This is a genomic window from Sphingobacterium sp. UBA865 (assembly GCF_002295765.1).
GTDB classification, from domain to species: domain Bacteria; phylum Bacteroidota; class Bacteroidia; order Sphingobacteriales; family Sphingobacteriaceae; genus Sphingobacterium; species Sphingobacterium multivorum.
Map to the genome: position 1 here is coordinate 62,043 of NZ_DBGB01000007.1, position 6,312 is coordinate 68,354.

General features: G+C 37.5%; 7 protein-coding genes. 4 read left to right on the plus strand and 3 right to left on the minus strand.

Annotated elements, in window-relative coordinates; genetic code table 11:
• Positions 1-169 precede the first annotated feature (169 nt).
• Complete coding sequence (locus tag B2O97_RS02750) at positions 170-1,234, plus strand: hypothetical protein (protein WP_115049888.1); 1,065 nt, start codon at positions 170-172, stop codon at positions 1,232-1,234.
• A gap of 134 nt (positions 1,235-1,368) precedes the next feature.
• Here B2O97_RS02750 and B2O97_RS02755 read toward each other — a convergent pair whose 3' ends face one another.
• On the minus strand, positions 1,369-1,815 hold the full coding sequence (locus B2O97_RS02755) for a nuclear transport factor 2 family protein (protein ID WP_115049886.1): 447 nt from the start codon (positions 1,813-1,815) through the stop codon (positions 1,369-1,371).
• A 330-nt stretch (positions 1,816-2,145) separates the two neighbouring features.
• Here B2O97_RS02755 and B2O97_RS02760 point away from each other — a divergent pair, with 330 nt between their 5' ends.
• Positions 2,146-2,367: a hypothetical protein gene (locus B2O97_RS02760; protein ID WP_201303481.1), complete on the plus strand. Its 222-nt coding sequence runs from the start codon at positions 2,146-2,148 to the stop codon at positions 2,365-2,367.
• A 129-nt stretch (positions 2,368-2,496) separates the two neighbouring features.
• On the opposite strand, the gene B2O97_RS02765 is transcribed toward B2O97_RS02760, so the two are convergent.
• Positions 2,497-2,943, minus strand: a complete 447-nt coding sequence (locus B2O97_RS02765) for a nuclear transport factor 2 family protein (protein ID WP_115049884.1) — start codon at positions 2,941-2,943, stop codon at positions 2,497-2,499.
• Positions 2,944-3,302: 359 nt separating this feature from the next.
• On the opposite strand from B2O97_RS02765, the gene B2O97_RS02770 reads away from it, so the two are divergent.
• The gene (locus tag B2O97_RS02770) at positions 3,303-3,761 is read left to right on the plus strand and encodes a hypothetical protein (RefSeq protein WP_070566342.1); all 459 of its coding nucleotides are present in this window, start codon (positions 3,303-3,305) and stop codon (positions 3,759-3,761) included.
• A 1,023-nt stretch (positions 3,762-4,784) separates the two neighbouring features.
• Here B2O97_RS02770 and B2O97_RS02775 read toward each other — a convergent pair.
• Positions 4,785-5,231 (minus strand): nuclear transport factor 2 family protein, encoded by a 447-nt coding sequence (locus B2O97_RS02775; protein ID WP_115049882.1) that lies wholly within the window; start codon positions 5,229-5,231, stop codon positions 4,785-4,787.
• A 218-nt stretch (positions 5,232-5,449) separates the two neighbouring features.
• On the opposite strand from B2O97_RS02775, the gene B2O97_RS02780 reads away from it, so the two are divergent.
• A complete protein-coding gene (locus tag B2O97_RS02780) occupies positions 5,450-6,208 on the plus strand; it encodes a type 1 glutamine amidotransferase domain-containing protein (RefSeq protein WP_286766917.1) in 759 nt (252 codons plus the stop codon).
• Positions 6,209-6,312 lie beyond the last annotated feature (104 nt).

Consider the following 6,312-nt stretch of genomic DNA (forward strand, 5'->3'; position numbering starts at 1 on the left):
ACTTCGAGAACAAAGTTATAGCCGTTAAAACCCTTTTTATCAAATGATTCCGGTAAGTCCGAAAGGTCCGATAAAATGCTAAAGATTCTATGAATTCCGATGTATAAAGAATGTATTGACTTACGGGATTCCGTAAATTCCGGTGTAGAATTAGCTTAATTTTGATGCCATGCCAACGACATTTGCCAAATTTAAAGAAGAGGTTCTTGCCCTATATGAGGCAAAGAAAAACAACCATGAGCTGGATGATTTATTAGTTAATCCTTCGCCCGCCAAGCTAAGAGATTATTGCTTAGTTAGATTATCCGAAGGTTTGCCTCCCGAGGATATCGAAATTTTACAAAAGTTCTTTGATCCATATAAAAAAGAAAAGAACTTGGAAGAAGCAATAGCGAAATACAATACTGGGTCATTAAAGGCATTGCAGAAATTTGCCCTTAACATTACGCAAGACCCTGAAGACCGAGTTGTGAAACTACTCGCAATACTAGTGGACTACCGGCCGAGGCCATTTCGATACAGTTATGATACCTCAACATCAGATGGGGCGAAGGATCCATCACCAATAGATGAAGGAAAAAGCTCATCGCTGACTGATAAACTAGATGCCCCTTTAATCCCTACCGACGATAAAAAGCCAACATCGGAGGGTTCACCAATGAGTTCCACATTGACTGGGGAAAAAAAAGAACTTAGGGACAAACCGGAAGAGGAAAAAGCGGAAGAATTAATAGACGATCTATACTTTCATAACGACTCAAATGAAATGGGGCAAAATCGGGAAAATATTGACAGATTTAATTATCCCCGACCATTTTTCAAAAAAAACAAACTTATATTGAGGTTTTCAGGTGTAGCACTTTTGGTATTGGCAATATTAACTACCGTGCATTTTCTGACGCCTGAAGAGTGCATGTGCTGGAATGGAGAAAAATATATTGAGGTAGATTGTCAGAGCAAGACACAATCCTATCAAGTGATAGGCTTAGATAAAAACAAACTCGAGGGATTTGTGAAAATAACGAGACCAGATACCCTGGGACCCAAGGATGTAGGAAGAGTATGGTATTCAAAAATCAATCATGAGGTGGAATTTTTTACTGGACCGGGTTATCATCCCACGGAATTCGGACGTTCCCTAAAAGCGGCCACCATGCGGATTTTAGATAGCTACGCAGGAACAAACGCCAAAGATGATCAAAACAAGAAATATGGTATTATGCAAAAACAATAATCTTTTGTTGCTCAAATGCAAATTTCCAAACTAAAAAAGCCACATCTTCCGACGTGGCTTATTAAACTAAACTTAAACATATGATTCACTAGTGGTTTGTCATTTATTTGCCGCAAACCACCAGTTGTAAAATTCTATTTATACGAATTGATTGATTTGGATACTTTCCAATTATTGCCCACACGCTCCAAAGTAACTAGATCTGTTTTGGTGAAGTTCTCAAATTTCAACCTCACTTTGGCTACCATATAGTCAGCTGATTCTTCTAAGATGTCGGTGCTTACTATACAGTTAAGCTTTTCTCCTTTTTGTTTTTTCAAGGAATTAATCACTTCACTACGGCTATTAGATTGCGCATTGGTAGCTTGGATCTTTTGATTGAAATCTTCTGCGAATAACTGCTCTACGCCTGCTGATTCGCCCTCCGTAGTTATCGCAACATAGTGAGCAAGTGCCAAGTCTGCTGTAGAAAGGTTAACGTTTGCTTTTGTTGCTTTTGCTCCAGGTCCTTCAGCTGCCATAGCGAAAGTTGATACTGTGATTAGGGCTGCTGCTGCGAATGTTTTTACTAATGCTTTCATAATGTCTTTACTTTATATTGTTAGTTTTTTGTTCTTATTTGTTGACTCAAAACTACAACACAATAGGCCCCTAGCCTATGGACTTTAGACCAGCGCTCAGGAAAACTCGGTGAATGGCTGGAATGGGGAGGTGAAAGTTATCATTCGAATTAACGATTCAATGAAGCTATAGATTCGGGGAGAGATAATTTATTTCAAAATTTCATTATCTTAGTGCATGTGGCCACCGATATCAATTGACAAAATAGAACTTCTTATTTTGCAAGCAGAACTGACAATGGATTATAAAGCTTTAAACCTTTGGAATCTCATCAAAGTAACTCCTCATAAGTGGCAAGAAAATCGTTTGGAGATGAGAGTGGGGGCTTTTGGGTGGTTGCCTTATTTGGAAATCAAATAATTTACTATAATGACATTGAAGAAGGCTTTAATATATCATCGTTTGAAATCTACGGCGTTATTGATCAATACGATTGTAACCAATCTGAATTGACCGCCCCCATTAATTATTTAGTTTCACAGTTGAGTCAAATCCCTGACGAGATTATTTAGGATAATAAACCGAACTAAAAAAATAGATAAATCATAAAAAAGCCACATCTCTCGACGTGGCCATAAATAAACATATGATTCACTAGTGGTTTGTCTTTTATTACTGGCAAACCACTAATTATTTAAATTCTATTTATACGAATTGATCGATCTGGATACTTTCCAGTCATTGCCCACACGTTCCAAGGTAACCAGATCAGTCTTGATGAAGTTTTCAAATTTCAAGGTCACTTTAGCCACCATATAGTCTGCCGATTCCTCAATGATGTCTGTGCTTACTGTGCAGTTCAGCTTTTCCCCTTTTTGCTTTTTCATGGATTTAACCACTTCGCTACGGCTGTTAGACTGCGCATTGGTAGCTTGAATCTTTTGATTGAAATCAGCTGCAAACAACTGCTCTACTCCTGCTGATTCTCCCTCCGTAGTGACCGCAACATAGTGATCAAGTGCCAAGTCTGCTGTAGAAAGGTTAACGTTTGCTTTTGTTGCTTTTGCTCCAGGTCCCTCAGCTGCCATAGCGAAAGTTGATACTGCGATTAGAGCTGCTGCTGCGAATGTTTTTACTAGCGTGTTCATAATGTCTTTATTTATAGTGTTAGTTTTTAGTTCTTATTTGTTGACTCAAAACTACAACACAATAGACCCCTAGCCTATGGCCTTTAGACCAACGATCAGGAAAACTCGGTGAATGGCGGTAATGGGGAGAGGAAAGGGTTTAGAATAAAGCATTGAATTTTCGATAATCAGACTATAACAGCTATCTTTAATAGCAAAAGCTTCCACAAGTTAACCCCAGTCAAACATATTTCGCACAGATTCAGCAGCACGCCCAGGAATTTCTAAATACAAATGGTCAGAATTTAAAAGAATGGCTGGCCTTAAGATTAAATATTCAACTCGAAAATGGACTGTTTTTATTTCCCACAGGAGGTATAATGATAGAAGATAGTGAGGAATTGCCAGAAGAACCTAAAAGAATCCACCTAGCGGGAGTTGACACTAAAATAATTGAGGATTTTATTATCGAAAATCCTACAACAGCCTTTGTAGAATATCCTTGGGAAGCAATATCAATTGAGAAAAAATTAGCTTTCGAAGATATGCTGTATAAAGAAATCGATTCATCAGGATCTATAGTCGATTATTTACGGAGCCATTCTACGAACACTATTTTAAAAGGAGCCACAGTTTCAGCCTTTTGCATAAATGTTAATTCATCTCAGGTTTTATTTGAAATACAAAGTAAAAAGATCGATCAACGCTTTGCATTAATAGCATTCAAGCAATCCGATCGAGATGGAACTCGTTTGTTAAAAGGTATTAAATTATTTAATGATTTTGACGAATTCAAAGATCTCAAGATGTATCCAGACAGAAACGAATGGGAGAAATAAATTGAAATGAAAAAGGAAGGCAAGATCTTCATACAGTATAAATAAGCCAATACAAGTTATCAAAAAAATTTACTCCGATAAAACTATTTGGAAATGGCAATTGTTCTTATAATACAAAGCGGCTCCAAGCTATCTTTCGAAGGAAAGGTTCAACATAAAATTGGCGTCGTACAGTGAAAATCCAATTGTCTTAAAAAACATTGGATGACGAAACAAAAAAGAGGAAACGATAGGAAACATAAAAATTGCTGTACAAGTAAACGCTAAGAGAAAGGGTCTGATGAGAATCAGACCCTTTTGACGTAAAAAGCCAGATTTCAGGATCTGGCTTCTAAACTAAACTGAAAAAGTACTGCCCCCTAGTTTTCGGGATCCTTTATTTGCTCCAATAAGCATATCATCCGCTAATAATCAGCCTTTGTTATAAGCATCCATCTCATTATATTGAAAATGAAAAATAATGCAAGCCAAGCAAAAGAAAACATATCCGGGTATTGTAGGACAGCATGTAGGCTATAAAGACCTGCTATCCCTATAACTATCGAAAATATCCTATCTAATGTAGTTCCCAGTCTTCTTTTTATGATATATAACGAATGCAGTAAAACTGTTGTACAGATTATAATATAAATAACCGCCAGTAGAGCTTGAACAACTAAGTCCCACATATTGATGAAATCAACATAATTCAGGCAAGTAAAAAATTGAAATAGAGCAAGAAATAACACCATAAAAAAAAGGAGCGTAAACTTTTCACCCGGTAGAGGTAAAAGCAACAAAAGCAATATTGTAATGATATTAATAAACGCTTTATATCTTACTAGTCTTTCCATTAAGAAACTATGCTTTTTCATAATTGATTTATTTAATATCCCAAAGCTACCCTTCTTTTAAGATCAAAAATTTGATAAAAGGCAAAAAAAAGACATATCTCTTTACCATGGATGTTGTCTATACGCCAAAACAAAAAAGCCACATCTTCCGATATGGCTCTACAACATATATATTTATTTGAGATGGCTTCTACTTATACGAATTGATTGATTTGGAAACTTTCCAGTCACTGCCTACACGCTCCAAGGTAACTAGATCTGTTTTAGTGAAATTCTCAAATTTCAACGTCACTTTAGCCACCATATAGTCTGCGGATTCTTCTAAGATATCAGTGCTTACTGTACAGTTCAGCTTTTCGCCTTTTTGTTTTTTCAAGGATTTAATCACTTCGCTACGGCTGTTAGACTGCGCATTGGTAGCTTGAATCTTTTGATTGAAATCAGCTGCAAACAACTGCTCTACTCCTGCTGATTCTCCCTCTGTCGTTACCGCAACGTAGTGATCTAAAGCCAAGTCCGCTGTGGAAAGGTTAACGTTTGCTTTTGCCGATTTTGTTCCCGGTCCTTCAGCTGCCATAGCGAAAGTTGATACTGTGATTAAGGCTGCCGCTGCGAATGTTTTTACTAATGAGTTCATAATGTCTTTATTTTATATTGTTAGTTTATCTGTTCTTATTTGTTGACTCAAAACTACAACACAATAGGCCCCAAGCCTATGATCTTTAGACCAACGCTCAGAAAAACTCGGTGAATGGCAGGAATGGGGAGGTGAATTTTAATTTTGTGATGTAGGTCACGGTAAATTACCATACAAAATCAAGAAATTTGTTCCAACAAGAAGAAAATCAAAGCAATATGAAAGCAAAACAACTCTTTAGGCAAATAGGAATATTTTCGGCTTTATTAATCTTAATAGTAACGTATTGCTATGCAACAAACCGAAAACCAAAAATTCTATTCGTAGTGACTAGTCACGATACAAAAGGCAATACAGGCGAAAAAACAGGTTATTATCTCGGGGAAGTCTCGCATCCATGGGAGGTTTTAACAGCTGCCGGATATGAGATTGATTTTGTTAGCCCACAGGGCGGAAATCCACCTGTGGATGGATTTGACCTAAATGATCCCGTTAACAAAAAATTCTGGGAGGATAAATACTACCACAATAAAATCACCCATTCACTCAAACCTTCTCAGGTAAAACCTGAAGAATACAAAGCCATCTTTTACGCCGGAGGACATGGTGCGATGTGGGATCTGCCTTTCGACCCATCAATCGCAAAGATTGCCACCAAGATATATGAGGCAAATGGGGTCATTGCAGCTGTATGTCATGGACCTGCAGGCTTAACCAACATCAAACTGAGCACCGGCGAATATTTGATAAAAGGGAAAAAAGTTAATGGCTTTAGCAACGAAGAAGAAGAGCTTGTCAAGCTCAGCAATGTTGTTCCCTTTTTACTAGAAGATAGACTAAAAGCAATAGGTGGGATTTATGAAAAATCCAAACCTTGGCAGTCCCATGTCACTATTGACGGCAGATTGATCACTGGGCAAAACCCGCAATCAGCCAAAGCTGTAGGCATAGCCATCGTCAAAGCATTAGCTGAATAAGGTACACCCCAAAAATAAAAACATTGCCTTTTGAAAACCATAGGGTCTGTCCAATATTTACTGTACAATTAAACGCTAACAGAAAGAGGCTGTCTCAAAAAGGC